Origin of the sequence: Hydrogenophaga sp. (assembly GCF_026125825.1) — a bacterium.
Classification (GTDB): Bacteria; Pseudomonadota; Gammaproteobacteria; order Burkholderiales; family Burkholderiaceae_C; genus Hydrogenophaga.
In genome coordinates, this window is record NZ_JAHCKK010000041.1 from 1 (window position 1) to 17,287 (window position 17,287).

The window sequence follows — 17,287 nt, forward strand, 5'->3', positions numbered from 1 at the left end:
AGCGGCAGGGTCGGCGCCAGCTCGCGCGTGGCGCGCGCGCAGCGCTGCAGGGCCTCGCCGTAGGCGGCCACGCGGCGCATCGCGCGCAGCGCGCGGTCGGCGGAGCGGAACAGCGGCACGCCGCTGGCCACGATGGCTTCGGTGAAGAAGGGCTCGACCGCGCTGCCGTCGCCGGTGAGCACCAGCACGGCAGGCTTGGTGGCGCGCGCGATGGCCGGCACGATGTGCTCGGCCTTGTCGCGCTGCGCCATCTCGGGCCCCACGGGAATCGCAAGGACGAGGTTGCCGATGCGCTCGTCGTCCAGCAGCGTGAGCAGCAGTTCCCCGATCAGGCCAGGCTGGCGCACGCCGATGGTGGTGTAGTCCAGCGGGTTCTCGGCCACGGCGTAGGCGGGCAGCAGCGCGGTGAGCTTGTCCACCGTGGGCGCGGTGAGCTCGGGTAGGGCCAGGCCAAGGTCATCGGCGAAATCCAGCGCGATGTTCTTCATGGCACCCGAGCCGGTCATGAAGGCCGTGCCGCCGGCCGGCGGTTGTGGGTATCGCAGCAGGATGGCGCTGGTGTCGAGCAGTTCGTCCAGCGACTCGACCACCACCACCGCTTCGCTCTTGAGCAGCGCGGTGGCCGTGGCGTGGTCGCCGGCCAGCGCGCCAGTGTGCGACTGCGCGGCCTCGCGCGCCCGGGCGCTGCGCCCGGGCATCAGCAGCACCAGCGGTTTGCCGGCGGCGCGCGCGTGCGCCGCGAGCTGCAGGAACAGCGCGGGTCGGCGGATCTGTTCGGCGTAGACCGTGATCACGCGCGTCTGCGCGTCGCCGATGTAGTGGGCCAGCACGTCTTCGACCGAGACCGAAACCTCGTTGCCGGTGGAGAACACCGAGGTCACGGCCACGCCGCGGCCCAGGAAAGCGTCGCGCAGGTTGGCGGCCATGAAGCCGCTTTGCGCGACCACGCCCACGCCGGGTCGCTGTTCGTGGGGCCGCGCCGCCAGCGGCTCGAAGGTCACCGGCACGCCCGCGGCCAGGTTGGTGAAGCCCATGCAGTTGGGCCCCACCAGCAGGACGCCGGCGGCGCGCGCTGCATCGGCCAGGGCCTGCTGCCGCGCCTGGCCTTCTTCGCCGGCCTCGGCATAGCCCGACGCGAACAGCACGGCCGCGTGGCAGCGGCGCGCCGCGAGCGCCTTGACCGCGTCGAGCACGCCGGCTTGCGGAATGGCCAGCACCGCCAGGTCGATGCCCTCGGGCAGCGCGTCGATGGTTTTCACGCAAGGCCGGCCCTGGATCTCATCGCTGCTGCGGCTCACCAGGTGCAGGGCCCCGGCATAGCCGAAGCGGTCCAGGTTGCCTTGCACGAAGCCGCCAAAAGAGCGCGGGTCGGCAGAGGCTCCCACGATCGCGATGGAGCGGGGCCGCACGATGCGGTCCATCGGCAGGACCCCGGCGGGCGGCGTGAAAACGGGCTTGGACATGCAAAAGGGCCTTTCTGGTATGTCGCTGAGGCCGTGTGGGCGCACCTCATGGCGGTATTCGTGATGGATTCTGGCATACAAAAACACCTTGTTCAATACACCACAAGCCGATATTCAGCATTCATAGGGTTTGTACCGATGCGGGTCGTGAGGCGGATGGTCAGGTCTTCATGCAGCGGCCCCGATGGCAAATTGGGCCGATTTACCAAGGAAAACATGGCCTTGCGAAAAGCCTCGGCCTGCTTGGGTAGGATGTAGGTTGCCAACGCGAAATGCCTTTTGTGGCATTTTTATAAAATCCTATTGCACACCAGATTGACTTGGAGGTATATTTGCCATGCCTATGGAACACAACACCGCTCCCGACCCCCACAGCGACCTCGACACCGGGGTTGTCAGCGAAGAGGCGCGCCCGCGTGGCGGCCGGGCGACGGAGATTCGCACCGCCTTGCAGGAAGAGATCGAGACCGGCAAGTTGCCGCCGGGCAGTCCGCTGGACGAGCGCGCGCTGGCCGCGCGTTTCCAGGTCTCCCGCACCCCGGTGCGCGAGGCGCTGCAGCAGCTGGCCGCGCGCGACCTGGTCCGCATCGCGCCGCGGCAGGGCATGAGCGTGGCGCGCCTGTCCATCAGCCAGGTGCGCGCCATCATGGAAACCATCGGTGAGCTCGAGGGCATGTGCGCCAAGCTCGCGGCCCGCCGCGTGGACGACGACCTGCGTGCCCAGCTCGACGCGGCGCTGCAGCACTGCCAGGACGCCGCGATCCAGGGCGGCACCGAGGAATACGCCCAGGCCAATGCCCAGTTCCACGAAGTGATCTACGTGGGCAGCCGCAACCCCTACCTGGCCGACCTGATCCGCACGGCGCGGCGCCAGATCTACCGCTACCGCCTGCGCGACTTCGTCACCAAGGCCCAGATCAACAAGTCGATGCAGGACCACCTCAAGGTGGCGCGCGCGATTCAGGACGGCGACGAACTCGCGGCCACGCAACAAATGATGTTGCACGTGCCCTCGGGCTCGACCGGCTTCTCCGAATTCCTGGCCCGCATGCCCATGAGCCTGTTCGACACCGAGGCCGGCGAGAGCTGACGCGCGCCGGCGTCTCCCGTGACGAAAACCCCTGTCCTATGTCCCGCCCACCCCGCTCCATTCATGTGCCCGGCGCCTCACACAACGCCCCCATCCCCGCCGCCGCGCGCGTGGGGCCGCTGCTGTGCACCTCGGCCGTCTCGGGCAAAGACGCGGCCACGGGCGCGCTGCCGGCCCACATGGCCGACCAGGTGCGCCACGCCTTCGCCAACCTGAAGGCGGTGCTGGAGGCGGGCGGCGCCTCGCTGCAGGACGTCGTGAAGCTCAGCGTGTCCATCAAGGACAACGCCGTGCGCGATCCGCTCAACGCCGAGTGGCTGGCCTGCTTTCCCGATCCGCACGACCGCCCGGCCCGCCACATCGTTTTGCAGGACCTGCAGCACGGCATGTGGCTGCAGATCGAGGCCATGGCCTTCGTTTCGTAACACCCGCCGACATTCAACAACTGGAGACGCCGTTTCATGGTCATCGATTCCCACGCCCACATCGTCATGCCGCCCGAGAGCTTTCGCTTCATGGCCGAACTCGTTGGCGGCCGGGCCAACCCCAACACCCTGCCCAAGATCCCCGACGCCTCGGTGCGCAAGGTGGCCGAGGAGCTGGTCAAGAGCATGGACAACGTGGGCACCGACGTGCAGTTCATCTCGCCGCGGCCCTACCTGCAGATGCACTCGGTCAAGCCCGGGCGCGTGACCGAGCTCTGGACCATTCACTGCAACGACCTGATCGCGCGCCTCGTGCAGATGTTCCCGGACCGCTTCCGGGGCGTGGCCGGCCTGCCGCAGTACATGGACGAGGCGCTGGAGCTGCGCGCCATCCCGGAGTTGCGCCGCTGTGTCAACGAACTCGGTTTCGTCGGCTGCCTGATCAACCCCGATCCCACCGAAGGCCTGGGCGATCCCCCGGGACTGGGCGATCCGTTCTGGCACCCGCTGTACCAAGTGATGACCGAGCTGGACGTGCCTGCGCTGATCCACTCGGCCGGCAGCTGCAGCGCGCGCGAGTCGTACACGCTCAAGTTCATCAACGAGGAGAGCATCGCCATCATCTCGCTGCTGCACGCCAACATCTTCGACACCTTCCCCGACCTGAAGATCGTGGTGGCGCACGGCGGCGGCGCCATTCCCTACCAGATGGGGCGCTTCCGCTCGTGGAGCGTGCGCAAGGGCGACAAGCAGACCTTCGACGAGCAGTTGCGCAAGCTGTACTTCGACACCTGCAACTACAGCCAGGACGCGATTGAGCTGCTGCTGCGCGTGGCCGGCACCGACAACGTGCTGTTCGGCACCGAGAAGCCGGGCACCGGAAGCTCGCGCGACCCCGTCAGCGGGCGCGATTACGACGACATGAAGCCCGTGATTGAAAACATCGGCTGGCTGACCGAGGCGCAGAAGCTCGACATCTTCGAGTGCAACTGCAAGCGCGTCTACCCGCGCGCGTTTCGCAAAGACGAAGACTGCTAAGGAGCGCACCATGCCACTGAGCAAGGAAGACAACGATCTGCTGACGCGCGTGGAGAACGGCGCACCCATGGGCGAGATGATCCGCCAGCACTACTGGCTGCCGGCGGTGCCGGCGAGCAAGCTCGAAGCCGACGGCGCGCCCGTGCGCATCCGCCTGCTTGGCAAGAACTACATCGCTTTTCGCGCCACCAACGGCGAGGTGGGTGTGCTCGACGAGCAGTGCCCGCACCGCAAGGCCTCGCTCGCACTGGCGCGCAATGAGGACAACGGCGTGCGCTGCATCTACCACGGCTGGAAGTTCAACGTCAAAGGCGAGGTGGTGGACGCGCCCAACCACGCCGGCAACCAGGAGCAGTTCTGCAAGCATGTGCGGGTCAACCGCTACACGGCGGTGGATCGCGGCGGCATCGTCTGGGTGTGGCTGGGGCAGGGCGAGACCGCGCCGCCGTTCCCCGACCTGCCATTCATGGACCTGCCGGCGTCCCAGCGCTCGGTGACCAGCACCGAGGTGCCCACCAATTGGGTGCAGGGTGTGGAGGCCTCGATGGACTCCTCGCACGTCGGTGTGCTGCACGAATCCACCACCCAGATCACGGCCGGCGGCGGCAACCAGCGCATGCTGATGGCGCAGTCGCTCGCGCCCAAGCTGGAGTTCGAGGAACGGCCTTATGGCTACCGTTACGCGGCCCTGCGCCCGCTGCCCGACGGCAACACCTACGCGCGCGTCAACAATTTCGTCATGCCCTGGTACGGCATCATCTGCCCGCCCGACGCCCAGGGCCCGACCACGGTGTTTTTTTCCACCCCGGTGGACGATGTCACGCACCGCGCCTGGTTCGTGCACTACAACCCCCACCGCCCGCTGGGCATGACCATCATGTCGGCCTCGCCCGACGTCTGGAACTTCCCGCCGCTGCCGCCGGGAGACCCCAGGGACAACTGGGGCCAGAACCGCGACCTCATGAAGCGCGGCCACAAGACCGGCTTTCCGCAGCACCTGGGCACCGAGGACTTCGCCATGTTCCTGAGCCAGGGGCCGATTGCCGACCGAACCGACGAGCAGCTCTGCTCCGCCGACGGTGCCGTCGTGCGGGTGCGCCAGATGCTGCTGAAGGCCGCGCGCGAGTTCATGGCCGGCCAGCCGCCCACCATGGCCCACCACCCTGAGCTGGACTACCGAAAGATCCAGTCGGTGGGCGGCGTGCTGCCCACCGGCCAGGACTGGCGCGCCCTGGCCGACGCCTGAGCGTTCCCCCACAGTCCCCGACAAGGTGCGCAGACACCCCGGGGGCGATCGGATCGACCGATCCGACCCTTTCCTTCATGGAGACAACATGAGCTTGAACCGCCGACAGCTGATCGTGTCCAGCGGGGCCCTCCTGGCCCCGGCCGCCTGGGCCCAGTCCCGCCCCCCGATCCGTATCCTGGTGGGCTTCCCGCCGGGGGGTGCCACCGACGCCATTGCGCGCGCCGTGGCCGACCGCCTGCCTGCCTTGCTGGGCCAGCCGGTGATCGTGGAGAACAAGCCCGGCGTGGGCGGGCGCATGGCCGCCGACACGGTGCTCGCCGCGCCAGCGGATGGCCTGACCTTCATGATCGCGCCCAACGCCACGCCCACTTTCCAGATGCTGGTGTTTGGCCACCAGATCCGCTGGAACATCCTCAAGGACTTCACCTCGGTGGCGGGCATCGCGTCCTACCCGCTGGGCATGGGCGTGGCCCTCAACACCAAGGCCACCAACGCGCGCGAGTTCGTCGAGTGGGTGAAGAAGAATCCCGACAAGGCCAGCTTCGGCACGCCCGGCCTGGGCGGCCAGAACGCCTACCTGGGCGAGCAGTTCGCCAAGACCGCCGGCATCGACCTGCCGGTCACGCCATACAAGGGCTCGCCGCCGATGGTCAACGACCTGCTGGGCGGGCACGTGCCAGCGGCCGTGAGCCTGCTCGACGGCATGATGGCGCACCACCGCGCCGGCAAGATCCGCGTGATCGGCGTCTTCACCAAGGAGCGGTCGCCGCTGATGCCCGACATCCCGACCTTCGCGGAGCAGGGCATCGACGTGACCTCGGGCGAGGCCTGGACCGGCATGTGGGCCAAGGCCGGCACCCCGGCGGCCGAGGTCGAGCGCATGCAGAAGGCGGTGCAGCAGGCGCTGCAGATGCCCGAGGTGAAAGAGCAGCTCAGCCAGCGCCTGTGGGCCAACCCCCACTTCCGCACCGGCGCCCAGCTCGAAGCCCTGCAGCGCGCCGAGCTCGCGCACTGGGAGCCGCTCATCAAGGCGTCCGGCTTCAAGGCCGAGTAAGCCGCGCGCACCGTGACCACCGCGCCCACACTCCAGGCCCGCATCCGGGCCACGACCTTCGAAGCCGCAGGCGTGCTCGGTCTGGAGCTGGTGCCGCTGCCGCCGGCGCGCGCGCTGCCGGCGTTCGCGGCGGGCGCCCACATCGACCGGCACCTGACCACCCCCGACGGCCCGCTGGTGCGCAGCTACTCGCTGCTCAACGACCCGGGTGAAACGCACCGCTACTGCATCGGCGTCCACCGCGACCCGCGTTCGCGCGGCGGCTCTCGCCACGTGCACGAGGTCCTCCGGCCGGGCCAGGTGCTGACCCTGAGCGCGCCGCGCAACCACTTCCCGCTGGACGAGCGCGCGCCCTTCAACGTCTTCATCGCCGGCGGCATCGGCATCACGCCCCTGCTGGGCATGATCGAGCGCTCGCGCGCACTGGGCATCCCCTGGCGCCTGCACTACAGCGCGCGGACCCGGCCGCACGCGGCCTTCCTCGATCGCCTGGCCGCCTGGGACCGCCAGGGCGGGGGACAGGTGCTGTTGAACTTCGATTGCGAACCGGGCGGGAAGATGCTGGACCTGCGGCGCCTCGTGGCCGCTCTGCCCGACGGTGCACACGTGTACTGCTGCGGCCCGCGGCCGATGCTGGAGGCCTTTGAACAGGCCACGGCCGGCCTGCCACCCGGGCGCGTGCACCGCGAGTACTTCGCGGCCAAGGGATCGCCCGCCACGGGCGGCGGCTACTCCGTAGCGCTGGCGCGCAGCCGCCGCACGCTGGCCGTGCCCGAAGGCAAGTCCCTGCTGGACTGCCTGATCGAGATGCAGATCGAGCCGCCGTTTTCCTGCCGCGAAGGCGTGTGCGGCACCTGCGAGGTGCGCGTGCTCGACGGCACGCCCGACCACCGCGACCTCGTCCTCTCCGATGCCGAGCGCGCCGCCAACGACCGGATGATGGTCTGCTGTTCCGGCGCCCGGAGCCCCATGCTGGTGCTTGACCTCTGAGCGCCGGCCCTCCTGTTTCAACCCGAGAACTTTCACCATGGGCGAACCCCTGATCACCTACGAACTGGACGGCGCGATCGCGCTGATCGGCCTGAACCGGCCCGACAAGCGCAATGCCATCAACGACAGCCTGATCGACGAACTGCGCGTGGCCGTTCTGCGCGCGCACGACGAGGCCGACGTGGCCGTGCTGTTTGGCCACGGCAGCAACTTCTGCGCCGGCCTGGACCTGGCCGAGGCGCTGGCGCGCGCCACCGGCCAGATCAAGCCGCCGCGCAAGCGCCGCCGCCACAACTGGCACGAGGTCTTCGACCTCATTGCGCGCGGCCCGATCCCCTTTGTCGCGGCGCTGCACGGCGCCGTGGTGGGCGGCGGCCTGGAGCTGGCCATGGCGGCCCACGTGCGCGTGTGCGACGACAGCGCGCTCTTTGGCCTGCCCGAAGGCCAGCGCGGCATCTTCGTGGGTGGCGGCGGCACGGTGCGCATTCAGCGCGTGGTCGGCACCACGGTGATGATGGACATGATGCTCACCGGCCGCCTGCTCTCGCCCGCCGAAGGCCTGCAGGAGCATGTGGTGCGCTACGTCACGCCTGCCGGCCAGGCGCTGGCCAAGGCGCGCGAGCTCGCGCTGCGCATCGGCAAGAACAGCGTGGACACCAATTGGATGATCATCAACGTGCTGCCGCGCGTGCAGGACCTGTCGCACGACGACGGCCTCTTCGTCGAGCAGCTCAACTCGGCGCGCGCGCGCCCGCCCGAAGCCGAGGCGCGCCTGCGCGAATTCGTCGACGGCAAGGCAAAAAAACTGCAGGACAACCAGGCCTGAGGCACCCCATGACTTCTTTTGACTTTTTCCACGTCAGCGACGACGAACGCGCGCGCGCCGCCGCGCATGCCCGGATGGCCGCCTCCGAGGCTGCCCTGATCCCCGACATCCCGGCGGACACGCCGCTGCGCCCGGTGAACCGCGTGGCCGTGATTGGCGCGGGCACCATGGGCGGGGGCATCGCGCTCTCATTGGCCAGCATCGGGATTCCCGTCACGCTGATCGACAGCAGCGCGGCCGGCCTGGAGCGCGGCCTGGCGCGCGTGAAAGACCTGTGCGCCACCAGCGTGCAGCGCGGCAAGCTCGCCCAGGCCGAGATGGACCAGCGCCTGGCGCTCATCACGGGCTCGCTGTTGATCGCCGACGTGAGCGACGCCGACCTTGTGATCGAGGCTGTGTTCGAGGACATGGGCCTCAAGCAGGACATCTTCCGCCAGCTCGATGCGCACGCCCGCCCTGGCGCGATCCTGGCCACCAACACCTCCGGGCTGGATGTGGACGCGATCGCCGCCGTGACCCGGCGCCCGCAGGACGTCGTGGGCGCGCACTTCTTCAGCCCGGCCCACGTCATGAAGCTGCTGGAAGTGGTGCGCGGGGCGCAGACCGCGCCCGACGTGATCGCCACGCTGATGAACCTGGGCCGGCGCATGGGCAAGATCGCCGTGCTCGCGCGCATCTACCCGGGCTTCATCGGCAACGCGCTGTTCCGGAACTACACGCGCGAGGCGCACTTCCTGGTGGAAGACGGCGCGCTGCCGCACGAGGTGGACGAGGCGCTGAAGAAATTTGGCTACGCCATGGGCATCTTCGCGGTGCACGACATGGCCGGCAACGACGTGGGTTACCAGACCCGCAAGGCACAAATGGCCACGCGAGCGACCGACCGGCGCTGGAACGACCTGATCCTCAAGCTCTGCGACCAGGGCCGCCTGGGCCAGAAGAGCGGCAAGGGCTGGTACCGCTACGAGGCTGGCGACCGCACGCCGCGCCGCGATCCTGAGCTCGAGCGCTTCATCGTCGAAGAATCGGCGCGTATGGGCCTGCCGCGCCAGGCCATAGACGAGGAAGAGCTCATCAAGCGCTGCCTCTACGGCATGGTGAACGAAGGCGCGCGCCTGCTCGAACACGGCATCGCGCTGCGCCCCAGCGACATCGACATCACCTACCTGACCGGCTACGGCTTCCCAGCCCACCACGGCGGCCCCATGTACCTCGCCGACCGCATCGGCCTGCCGCAGGTGCTGGCCGACATCCGGCGTCTGCACGCTCAGTACGGCCACTGGTGGCAGCCCGCGCCGCTGCTGGAGCAACTGGTCCGCGACGGCCGGTGTTTTGCCGATCTGCAGCCGGAGCGCTAAGGTGGACCTCGGTATAGACGGCCGCAAAGCCCTCGTGTGTGCGTCTTCTCAAGGCCTGGGTTACGCCTGCGCCCTCGCGCTGGCGCAGGAAGGTTGCGAGGTCTTCATCAACGGTCGGCATGCGGAAAAACTGGAGTTCGCGGCACAGGCTTTGCGGGCCGAGACCGGCGCGAGTGTGACGCCGGTGGCGGCCGACATCTCGACCGAAGCGGGACGCGCCACACTGCTGCGGGCCTGCCCGGCCCCCGATATCCTGATCAACAACAACGCCGGGCCAGCGCCTGGGAAGCTTGCAGACTGGGATCACGGAGCGTGGATCGGCGCTCTGGAGAACAACCTGCTGGCGGCGGCCTTTCTGATTCAGGCCACCTTGCCGGGCATGCGCGAGCGGCGCTTCGGCCGCATCGTGAACATCACCTCGGCGATGGTCAAATCACCGCATGCCGCCATGGGCTTGTCCACCGCCGCACGCGCTGGCCTGACGGCCCTGTGCAAAGCCCTGTCGCGCGAGGCCATCGTGGACAACGTGACCCTGAACAACCTGCTGCCTGAACGCTTCGACACACCACGGCAGATGTTCATGGCGCAACGCCTGATGCAGGAACAAGGCATCTCTCTTGAACAGGCTCGGCGCCAGCTCGCCGACACACTGCCCGCAAAGCGCCTGGGCGAACCGGCGGAGTTCGGCGCCGCCTGCGCTTTTCTCTGCGGTGCCCGATCGGGTTTCATGACCGGGCAGAACCTGCAGTTGGACGGGGGCGCCTCCTGGGGCTTGATCTGAGCGGGCCAGCCTCGCCCGAGAGCATCGGAAGACAAGCTGTTGGAGCGTCTGATTCGCTTGCCCGGCGTGCTGTACAGTTCGACGGATCGGATTCGGCCCAGGTGCGCGCGCACGGAATTGCTGCTGGTCGGGCAAGTTCGTCCTTGCGTTTTGAGATTGAATCTTTGTCAACCAACCATGTGCGAGCGCGCAGCTGACGACGAACCCAGGGGTCGTGGTTTCATGCCTGCCAGCCGCACCCGCAAAGGCCCGCAGCTTTGGCTGCGGGTTTTTTCTTTTTCCCTCGGAGGCGTGCCCCATGAGCAAGGCGTTCACCCGCGAGACCGATTCGGACGATGAAGACGATCTGCCGGCCGCAGCGCCCGTGCCCGGTGGCAAGAACTACATCACGCGCGCCGGCTATGACCGGTTGCGCGCCGAGCTGTTTTCGCTGATCGACGACGAGCGTCCCAAGATCGTGGACATCGTTCACTGGGCGGCCAGCAACGGCGACCGTTCTGAAAATGGCGACTACCTGTACGGCAAGAAGCGATTGCGCGAGATCGACCGGCGCATCCGCTTTCTGACGCGCCGGCTCGAAATTGCCGAAGTCGTCGACCCATCGCTGCACCATGGCGGTGATCAGGTGTTCTTTGGTGCCACCGTCACCTATGCCGACGACAGCGGAGAGGAAACCACCGTGACCATCCGGGGGGTGGACGAAGCCGACAGTTCCCAGGCCCAGGTCAGCTGGATCTCCCCGGTGGCGCGTGCCCTGCTGAAGGCCCGCGTCGGCGATGTGGTGAAGCTGGTGGTGCCAGGCGGTGTGCAGGAGCTTGAAGTGCTGAGCGTGCGGTATCCCGCACCGGGCGAGGCCGCCTGAGTCAGGGCTTGTAGCGCTGTGCCTTGATGACCGAGGTGGTGCGCTTGAGGCTGCGCAGCACATCGGCCAGGTGCTGGCGGTCCCGCACGGCCACCGAGAAGCGGATGTCTGTCGCGGTCTGGGCGGGTTCGTCGCCCATGTCCACGTGGGTGATGTCGGCTTCGGCCGCTGCAATGCTGGAGGCGACGCGCGCCAGCACGCCTTTGCCATTGGTGACGGTCACGATCACCGTGGTATCGAACGAGCGCACCGGTTCGTCGGCCCACTCGACTTCCAGGAAGCGTTCCCCATCGCGCAACAGCAGGCGTTTGCCGGTGGGGCAATCGTCCGCATGCACCACCAGGCCTTCACCGCGCCCCAGATACCCGACGATGCGGTCGCCCGGAATCGGCTTGCAGCAGGGGGCGTACTGCACCGACAGGCCTTCGCTGCCATCGAGCGTGACCACGCCCTGCGACACCGACTCGTCCCGTCCGCTGGCGTAGCGCTCGGTGCTGATCAGCAGGGCGTCGGGCTTGAGGCCGGTTTCGGCCAGCAGCACGGCCAGCTTCTTGCCGACCATGCTGGCGATCCGCTTGCCCATGCCGATGTCCGACAGCAGCTCTGCGCGCGACTTGTTGCCGGTGAAGCGCAGCAGCTTTTCCCATGTGGCGTGGTGCGGCCCCACCTCGGACGGCAGCGTGGCAATGCCTTCGGTGCGCAGGGCCTGGCCGAGCATGCGCTCGCCCAGTTCGTGCGACTTCTCCTGTGCCACGGTCTTGAGGTGGTGCCGGATCTTGGAGCGCGCCCGGCCGGTCTTGACGAAGGACAGCCAGGTCGGATTGGGCTCGGCCTTCTCCGCGGTGACGATCTCGACGACGTCGCCATTCGCCAGCTCGGTGCGAAGAGGGCGCTGCTCGCCGTTGATGCGGGCCGAAACCGTGTGGTTGCCCACATCGCTGTGGATGGCGTAGGCAAAGTCCATCACGGTGGCACCGCGCGGCAAGGCCATGATCTTGCTCTTGGGTGTGAACACATAGACCGCATCGGGGAAGAGGTCGATCTTGATGTGGTCCCAGAACTCCGCCGCATCGCGCGTTTCCTGCTGGATGTCCAGCAGGGACTGCAGCCATTGCGTGCCCAGCCGCTGCGAAGTGTCGCTGTTGGGTTCGCTGGCCTTGTAGAGCCAGTGCGCCGCCACCCCCGATTCCGCCACCACGTCCATGGCATGGGTGCGCAGCTGGAACTCGATGTTGGTGCCGAAGGGGCCGATCAGCGTGGTGTGCAGCGATTGGTAGCCATTGACCTTGGGGATGGCCACGTAGTCGCGGAACTTGCCTGGCAGCGGCTTGTAGAGCTGGTGCAGCACGCCCAGCCCGGTGTAACAGTCGTTCAACTCGGGGACGATGATGCGAAAGCCGTAGATGTCGGTGACCTGAGAGAAGGACAGGTGCTTGTTGTCCATCTTGCGGTAGACCGAATACAGCGTCTTCTCCCGTCCCATGATGCGCACGCTCATGCCGTGCCGCACGAAGTCCGCTTCCACCTCGCGCTGGACCCGCGCGATCAGGTCGCGGCGGCGGTTCCGAGACTTGTTGAGCGCCTTGGAAAGCACCTCGTAGCGCCAGGGGTGCAGGAAGCGGAAAGCCAGGTCCTGCAGCTCGCGGTAGGTGAAGTTCAGGCCGAGGCGGTGCGCGATGGGCGCGTAGATTTCCAGGGTTTCGCTGCTGATGCGCTGCCACTTCGAACGCGGCATGTCGCCCATGGTGCGCATGTTGTGGGTGCGATCGGCGAGCTTGATCAGAATGACCCGCACGTCCTTGGCCATGGCCAGCAGCATCTTGCGGAACGACTCGGCCTGGTTCTGCTCGCGCGTGTCGAATTCCAGCTTTTCCAGCTTGGTGAGGCCGTCCACCAGCTCGGCCACCGGCGCGCCGAAGCGCTCCACCAGTTCTTCCTTGGTCACGCCACAGTCTTCGATGGCGTCGTGCATCAGCGCCGCCATCAGCGCCTGGGCGTCCAGTTTCCACTCCGCGCACTGGGCGGCCACCGCGATCGGGTGGGTGATGTACGGATCTCCGTTCTTGCGCAGCTGACCCAGGTGGGCCTCATCGGCGAAGCGGTAGGCCTGGCGAATGCTCTCGATGTCCGCCGGACCGAGGTAATCCAGCTTGCCCAGCAGCGCGGCAAAGCTGGCCGCGGCGGCGCTCGCGGCCGGGTGCGCCTGCTCTGCGGGGGGCTGAAGGGTGCCGTTGTCGGCCTCGGTGATCATCCGCATACTTTAGCGCGAGACGATGGATCCCGCTGAGTCCATGCACAGAGTCTGTGCAGGGAGCATGCGCACGGCAGGGAACGGGCGAAAAAAAACACCGCGGTGCGGTGTTTCTTTTCAAAGGACCCAAGCGGCCTCAGAGCGGCACTTTCTTGAGCATTTCCAGGCCGACCTTGCCGTCGGCGATTTCGCGCAGGGCGGTCACGCCGGGCTTGTTCTTGCTCTCGATCTTGGGCGCATGGCCCTGGCTCAGCATGCGGGCGCGGTAGGTTGCGGCCAGCACGAGCTGAAAGCGGTTGGGGATCTTTTCCAGACAGTCTTCGACGGTGATGCGTGCCATGGGCGGGCTCCAGAGAATGGGCGGTGAATCAGAGGATGTTGAGCGCTTGGAAGGTATCGCCGCGGGCGATACGCTGAGCGGAAAACTTGAGCCGCTGGGCATGGACGATGGCCTTGAGGTCAAACAGGGCCCGCTCGAACAACTCGTTGATTATAACGAAGTCGAACTCTTTGGCGTGGGCCATCTCGGTGGCTGCGTTCTGCAGCCGCAACTCGATCACCTCGGCGGTGTCTTCCGCCCGGCGCTCCAGGCGCGAGCGCAATTCCTCCCAGCTCGGCGGCAGGATGAAGATCAACACGGCGTTGGGGAAGATGCGTTTGACCTGGATCGCACCCTGGAAATCGATCTCCAGCACCACGTCGGCGCCCTGGTTGATGCGCTGCTCGATGGCCATTTTCGAGGTGCCGTAGCGGTTGCCGTGCACCATGGCCCACTCCAGAAAGGCCCCCTGGATGACCATCTGGTCGAAGGTCTCCTTGCTGACAAAGTAGTACTCGCGGCCATGCAGCTCTTGCCCCCTGGGCGGGCGCGTGGTGTGCGAGACCGAGGGCACGACCCGCGAATCGAGCTCCATCAAGGCCTTGACCAGGCTGGATTTACCGGCCCCGCTGGGGGCTGCGACGACAAACAGGTTTCCGGGATATTCCATGCTTACTCAATGTTCTGGACCTGCTCGCGCATTTGTTCGATGAGCACTTTCATTTCCACCGAGATGCGGGTGAGTTCGAGGTTGGAGGACTTCGACCCCAGGGTATTGGCTTCGCGGTGCAATTCCTGGATCAGGAAATCGAGCCGCTTGCCGACCTCGGCGCCCTTCTTCAACAGGCGCTCGATCTCGGTCAAGTGGGAATCAAGCCGGGTGAGTTCCTCGGCCACGTCGATGCGGATGGCAAACGCGGTGGCTTCGGTCAAGGCCCGGTCCTGCGCCATGTCGGAGGTGATGGTGCCCCCCTGCGCCGGGGCGGCCGCGCCAAGGGCCTCGTTCCAGCGGTCGATGAATCGCTGGCGCTGCTGTGCGACCAGCAGCGGGATCAGCGGTTGCGCGTCCTTGGCAAGCTGGCGCAGCTGGGCCAGCCGGTCGAGCAACATGGCGGCCAGGCGCTTGCCTTCGCGTTCGCGGGCGCTGGTGAGCCCGTCCAGCGCGGTTTGCGCCAGAGTGACCAGGGCCTCGTTCAATTCGCCGGGGTTGCCCTGCTGGCGCGAGGTGAGTTGCAGCACCTCGGCCACCGACAGGGGCGAGGCCGTGGGCAGCCAGGCGCGAACGTTGTCCTGGAGTCCCACGAGCTTTTGCAGGTCGAGCGGGCTGGGCGTGCGCGGCACCGTGTCCGAGCGGCCTTCGATCCAGGCCCGCACCTCCACCTTGCCGCGTTTGAGGCGCGCGCCCAGCAGGTCGCGCAGCGCGGGTTCGGTGGCGCGCAGGTCGTCCGGCAGCTTGAAAGTGAGGTCGAGAAAGCGGCTGTTGACGGAGCGGATTTCGACGCCCACACCGGCCTGGGACTCGCGGCCGGACTCGGTGCTGGCCGGGGCCGCGGACCCGCCCGAGTGGGCCGAGGCGTAGCCGGTCATGCTGTAAACTGCCATTGAACTTTGCCCATCAGGGTGAATGGTCCAAAACGAGGCGTTCCGGAAACCATCCGAATTATGTCAAAGGTCAAACCCGCACCGCTGCCGCCGGACACCGTGATCGGCGGTTACCGCATTGTCCGCAAGCTGGCGGCCGGCGGTTTTGGCGTGGTGTACCTGGCCGTGGACACGGAAGGGCAGCAGGTCGCCGTCAAGGAGTACCTGCCTTCTTCCCTGGCTTCTCGGGGCCCCGGCGAGCTCCTGCCGCAGGTGCAGCCGGAGAAGCTTTCGCTCTACCGGCTGGGCCTCAAGAGCTTCTTCGAAGAAGGCCGCGCCCTGGCCCAGATCTCCCACCAGTCGGTGGTGAGCGTGCTCAACTTCTTCCGCGAAAACGAGACGGTCTACATGGTCATGAACTTCCTGGAGGGCGCGTCCCTGCAGGAATTCATCATCACGGCGCGAGAGCTCAAGAAGCAGAAGGTGTTCCGCGAATCGACCATCCGCTCGCTGTACGACGAGGTGCTGCGCGGACTGCGCATCGTGCACCAGCACAAGATGCTGCACCTGGACATCAAGCCGGCCAACATCTTCGTGACCGACGACAACCGTTCGGTGCTGATCGACTTCGGCGCGGCGCGAGAGGTGCTGAGCAAGGAAGGCAACTTCATTCGCCCGATGTACACGCCCGGCTTCGCCGCGCCTGAGATGTACCGGCGCGACTCGTCCATGGGCCCGTGGACCGACATCTACGCCATCGGCGCCTGCATCTACGCCAGCATGCAGGGCTACCCGCCCAACGACGCGCCCCAGCGCCTGGAGAAAGACCGCCTCTCGCTGGCGCTCTCGCGCCTGCGCGGGGTGTACTCCGACAACCTCATCGAGGTGGTCGAGTGGTGCATGTCGCTGGACCCGCTGTCTCGCCCGCAATCGGTGTTCGCACTGCAAAAAGAGCTGAGCCGCGAAACCGAGCGCAGCTACACCAAGCTCACCGTGGCTGAGAAGATGCGGCTGCAGTTCGACAACATCGTGTCGGACAACAAGAAGTCCCTGCGCAAGTCCACCAACGCCGCGACCAAGTTTCGATGAAGTTCTCGGTCTACCAGATCAGTCGCCAGGGGGGCCGGGAGCGCAACGAAGACCGCATGGGCTATGCCTACACCCGGGAGTCGGGGCTGTTCGTGCTGGCCGACGGCATGGGCGGCCACCCCGAAGGCGCGATGGCGGCGCAGCTTGCGCTGCAGACCTTCTCGGCCTACTTCCAGAAAGCCGCCAACCCCACGGTGCGGGAGGTCCCGGAGTTCCTCTCCAGCGCCCTGATGGCGGCGCACCACCAGATCATCCGCTACGCCGCTGAAAAGGGCATGCTCGACACCCCGCGCACCACGCTGGTGGCTGCCGTGATGGAGCGCAACCACGTGCACTGGGTGCACTGCGGCGATTCGCGCCTTTACGTCGTGCGCCACGGCGAGATGCTCACGCGCACACGCGACCACTCCTACATGGAGCAGCAGCAGCACCTGGGCCGCGCCACCGACCACATCAACCGCAACATCCTTTTCACCTGCCTGGGCTCACCCGCCAAGCCGGTGTTCGACCTCTCCGGCCCGGTCCACCTGATGCAGGGCGACCGCGTGCTGTTGTGCTCCGACGGCCTGTGGGGCACGGTCAGCGACGAGGAGATCACCTCCGAACTGTCCAAGCGGCCGCTGGAGCAGGCCGTGCCCGAGCTGGTGGAAATGGCGCTCAAGCGCGGCGGCCCGCGCTGCGACAACGTGACCGTGCTGGCCATGGAGTGGGAGACGGCCGACGAATTCCAGTCCACCCGCGTCTCCACCGAAGACATCGACGACGGGGTGTTTGCTTCCACCATCCAGTCGGGCATCCCCGACCCTTCCATCGAAGACATGGACGACGCGGCGATCGAACGCTCGATCGCCGAGATCAATGCCGCGATCCGCCGCACGGCGGAGCGCAATTCCTGAACTCCCGAGGTTTCC

At 67.0% G+C, this 17,287-nt stretch carries 18 protein-coding genes; 12 read left to right on the plus strand and 6 right to left on the minus strand.

Annotation, left to right across the window (positions count from 1 at the left end):
- Together KIT86_RS14105 and KIT86_RS14110 are read right to left on the minus strand one after the other, a co-directional pair.
- Positions 1-1,463 (minus strand): CoA-binding protein (locus KIT86_RS14105; protein ID WP_297399387.1); only part of this gene is annotated, 1,463 nt, incomplete at its 3' end.
- Between the two features lie 92 nt (positions 1,464-1,555).
- On the minus strand, positions 1,556-1,729 hold the full coding sequence (locus KIT86_RS14110; RefSeq protein WP_297399389.1) for a hypothetical protein: 174 nt from the start codon (positions 1,727-1,729) through the stop codon (positions 1,556-1,558).
- Positions 1,730-1,806: 77 nt separating this feature from the next.
- Between KIT86_RS14110 and KIT86_RS14115 the strand changes: the two genes are divergently transcribed.
- The 10 genes from KIT86_RS14115 to greB all read left to right on the plus strand — a co-directional run bounded on the left by KIT86_RS14115 (position 1,807) and on the right by greB (position 11,136).
- On the plus strand, positions 1,807-2,553 hold the full coding sequence (locus KIT86_RS14115) for a GntR family transcriptional regulator (RefSeq protein ID WP_297399392.1): 747 nt from the start codon (positions 1,807-1,809) through the stop codon (positions 2,551-2,553).
- Between the two features lie 38 nt (positions 2,554-2,591).
- The gene (locus KIT86_RS14120) at positions 2,592-2,978 is read left to right on the plus strand and encodes a RidA family protein (protein ID WP_297399394.1); all 387 of its coding nucleotides are present in this window, start codon (positions 2,592-2,594) and stop codon (positions 2,976-2,978) included.
- Positions 2,979-3,014: 36 nt separating this feature from the next.
- Positions 3,015-4,016, plus strand: coding sequence for an amidohydrolase family protein (locus KIT86_RS14125; protein ID WP_297399396.1), 1,002 nt, complete (start codon positions 3,015-3,017; stop codon positions 4,014-4,016).
- A 10-nt stretch (positions 4,017-4,026) separates the two neighbouring features.
- Complete coding sequence (locus tag KIT86_RS14130; protein WP_297399398.1) at positions 4,027-5,262, plus strand: Rieske 2Fe-2S domain-containing protein; 1,236 nt, start codon at positions 4,027-4,029, stop codon at positions 5,260-5,262.
- A gap of 88 nt (positions 5,263-5,350) precedes the next feature.
- Positions 5,351-6,319 (plus strand): tripartite tricarboxylate transporter substrate binding protein, encoded by a 969-nt coding sequence (locus tag KIT86_RS14135; protein ID WP_297399400.1) that lies wholly within the window; start codon positions 5,351-5,353, stop codon positions 6,317-6,319.
- Between the two features lie 12 nt (positions 6,320-6,331).
- Positions 6,332-7,309, plus strand: coding sequence for a PDR/VanB family oxidoreductase (locus KIT86_RS14140; protein WP_297399402.1), 978 nt, complete (start codon positions 6,332-6,334; stop codon positions 7,307-7,309).
- A 37-nt stretch (positions 7,310-7,346) separates the two neighbouring features.
- Positions 7,347-8,135: a crotonase/enoyl-CoA hydratase family protein gene (locus KIT86_RS14145; protein WP_297399404.1), complete on the plus strand. Its 789-nt coding sequence runs from the start codon at positions 7,347-7,349 to the stop codon at positions 8,133-8,135.
- Between the two features lie 8 nt (positions 8,136-8,143).
- Positions 8,144-9,493 (plus strand): 3-hydroxyacyl-CoA dehydrogenase, encoded by a 1,350-nt coding sequence (locus KIT86_RS14150; protein WP_297399406.1) that lies wholly within the window; start codon positions 8,144-8,146, stop codon positions 9,491-9,493.
- A 1-nt stretch (position 9,494) separates the two neighbouring features.
- Entirely contained in the window at positions 9,495-10,274 is a 780-nt protein-coding gene (locus tag KIT86_RS14155; protein ID WP_297399408.1) for an SDR family oxidoreductase, read from the plus strand.
- 298 nt (positions 10,275-10,572) lie between these two features.
- Positions 10,573-11,136, plus strand: coding sequence for a transcription elongation factor GreB (greB, locus tag KIT86_RS14160; protein WP_297399411.1), 564 nt, complete (start codon positions 10,573-10,575; stop codon positions 11,134-11,136).
- A gap of 1 nt (position 11,137) precedes the next feature.
- On the opposite strand, the gene KIT86_RS14165 is transcribed toward greB, so the two are convergent.
- The 4 genes from KIT86_RS14165 to KIT86_RS14180 all read right to left on the minus strand — a co-directional run bounded on the left by KIT86_RS14165 (position 11,138) and on the right by KIT86_RS14180 (position 15,308).
- Positions 11,138-13,387, minus strand: a complete 2,250-nt coding sequence (locus KIT86_RS14165; protein ID WP_297399412.1) for a bifunctional (p)ppGpp synthetase/guanosine-3',5'-bis(diphosphate) 3'-pyrophosphohydrolase — start codon at positions 13,385-13,387, stop codon at positions 11,138-11,140.
- A gap of 136 nt (positions 13,388-13,523) precedes the next feature.
- Positions 13,524-13,727 (minus strand): DNA-directed RNA polymerase subunit omega, encoded by a 204-nt coding sequence (gene rpoZ, locus KIT86_RS14170; protein ID WP_066268010.1) that lies wholly within the window; start codon positions 13,725-13,727, stop codon positions 13,524-13,526.
- Between the two features lie 28 nt (positions 13,728-13,755).
- Positions 13,756-14,376 carry a guanylate kinase gene (gene gmk, locus KIT86_RS14175; RefSeq protein ID WP_291113953.1) on the minus strand — a complete coding sequence of 207 codons (621 nt, stop codon included), beginning with the start codon at positions 14,374-14,376 and terminating at the stop codon, positions 13,756-13,758.
- A 2-nt stretch (positions 14,377-14,378) separates the two neighbouring features.
- Complete coding sequence (locus KIT86_RS14180) at positions 14,379-15,308, minus strand: YicC/YloC family endoribonuclease (protein ID WP_297399413.1); 930 nt, start codon at positions 15,306-15,308, stop codon at positions 14,379-14,381.
- Between the two features lie 60 nt (positions 15,309-15,368).
- Here KIT86_RS14180 and KIT86_RS14185 point away from each other — a divergent pair, with 60 nt between their 5' ends.
- Positions 15,369-16,376: a serine/threonine-protein kinase gene (locus KIT86_RS14185; protein ID WP_066268004.1), complete on the plus strand. Its 1,008-nt coding sequence runs from the start codon at positions 15,369-15,371 to the stop codon at positions 16,374-16,376.
- Positions 16,373-17,272, plus strand: coding sequence for a protein phosphatase 2C domain-containing protein (locus KIT86_RS14190; RefSeq protein WP_204733641.1), 900 nt, complete (start codon positions 16,373-16,375; stop codon positions 17,270-17,272). Before KIT86_RS14185 ends, KIT86_RS14190 begins: the two co-directional genes overlap by 4 nt.
- Positions 17,273-17,287 lie beyond the last annotated feature (15 nt).

Excerpts from the sequence above, each read along its gene's own strand:
- KIT86_RS14135 (WP_297399400.1), top strand. The coding sequence starts at position 5,351 with ATGAGCTTGAACCGCCGACAGCTGATCGTGTCCAGCGGGGCCCTCCTG.
- rpoZ (WP_066268010.1), bottom strand. The coding sequence starts at position 13,727 with ATGGCACGCATCACCGTCGAAGACTGTCTGGAAAAGATCCCCAACCGC.
- greB (WP_297399411.1), top strand. The coding sequence starts at position 10,573 with ATGAGCAAGGCGTTCACCCGCGAGACCGATTCGGACGATGAAGACGAT.
- KIT86_RS14150 (WP_297399406.1), top strand. The coding sequence starts at position 8,144 with ATGACTTCTTTTGACTTTTTCCACGTCAGCGACGACGAACGCGCGCGC.
- KIT86_RS14185 (WP_066268004.1), top strand. The coding sequence starts at position 15,369 with ATGTCAAAGGTCAAACCCGCACCGCTGCCGCCGGACACCGTGATCGGC.
- KIT86_RS14115 (WP_297399392.1), top strand. The coding sequence starts at position 1,807 with ATGGAACACAACACCGCTCCCGACCCCCACAGCGACCTCGACACCGGG.
- KIT86_RS14120 (WP_297399394.1), top strand. The coding sequence starts at position 2,592 with ATGTCCCGCCCACCCCGCTCCATTCATGTGCCCGGCGCCTCACACAAC.
- KIT86_RS14130 (WP_297399398.1), top strand. The coding sequence starts at position 4,027 with ATGCCACTGAGCAAGGAAGACAACGATCTGCTGACGCGCGTGGAGAAC.
- KIT86_RS14190 (WP_204733641.1), top strand. The coding sequence starts at position 16,373 with ATGAAGTTCTCGGTCTACCAGATCAGTCGCCAGGGGGGCCGGGAGCGC.
- KIT86_RS14125 (WP_297399396.1), top strand. The coding sequence starts at position 3,015 with ATGGTCATCGATTCCCACGCCCACATCGTCATGCCGCCCGAGAGCTTT.
- KIT86_RS14165 (WP_297399412.1), bottom strand. The coding sequence starts at position 13,387 with ATGATCACCGAGGCCGACAACGGCACCCTTCAGCCCCCCGCAGAGCAG.
- KIT86_RS14145 (WP_297399404.1), top strand. The coding sequence starts at position 7,347 with ATGGGCGAACCCCTGATCACCTACGAACTGGACGGCGCGATCGCGCTG.
- gmk (WP_291113953.1), bottom strand. The coding sequence starts at position 14,376 with ATGGAATATCCCGGAAACCTGTTTGTCGTCGCAGCCCCCAGCGGGGCC.
- KIT86_RS14180 (WP_297399413.1), bottom strand. The coding sequence starts at position 15,308 with ATGGCAGTTTACAGCATGACCGGCTACGCCTCGGCCCACTCGGGCGGG.